A 598-nucleotide genomic window follows, 5' to 3' on the forward strand; every position below is an offset into this window, starting at 1 on the left:
CCGCTGTTCTCGGCCTGACGCCGCGCAACCTGGCCTATGTCATCTACACCTCCGGATCGACCGGACAACCAAAGGGTGTGATGAACGAGCATGGCGGCGTGGTAAACCGGCTTGCCTGGATGCAGCAGGACTATCGGCTCACCGAAGCCGATGCGGTGCTGCAAAAGACGCCCTTCGGCTTCGATGTGTCGGTGTGGGAGTTCATCTGGCCGTTGCTGAGTGGGGCGCGACTGGTGATGGCGCACCCCGAAGGACACAAGAGTCCGGCCTATCTGTCGGTGATCATTGCCCAGGAACAGATCACGACCCTGCACTTTGTCCCCTCGATGCTACAGCTGTTCCTGGAGCATGGCGATATCGATGCCTGCGCCAGTCTGCGGCGGATCTTGTGCAGCGGCGAGGTCTTGCCCGGCGCGCTGGCGCGGCGCTGCAAGCGCGTACTGGAGCATGCAGCACTGTACAATCTCTATGGCCCGACGGAGGCCGCCATTGACGTGACGGCGTGGAGCTGCGGGGACGCGATTCCCGACAACGTGCCGATTGGCCGTCCGATAGCGAACACGCAGGTTTATGTTCTGGACGGGCATGGAGCACCGGT

1 protein-coding gene is annotated in these 598 nt (G+C 62.4%); it reads left to right on the forward strand.

Annotation, left to right across the window (positions count from 1 at the left end):
* A partial coding sequence (locus tag ACTJKP_RS27120) for an AMP-binding protein (RefSeq protein ID WP_440632867.1) occupies positions 1–598 on the forward strand: 598 nt, incomplete at both ends.

It is taken from the genome of Brucella sp. 22210, from assembly GCF_052045675.1.
In the GTDB taxonomy this organism is placed as follows: domain Bacteria; phylum Pseudomonadota; class Alphaproteobacteria; order Rhizobiales; family Rhizobiaceae; genus Brucella.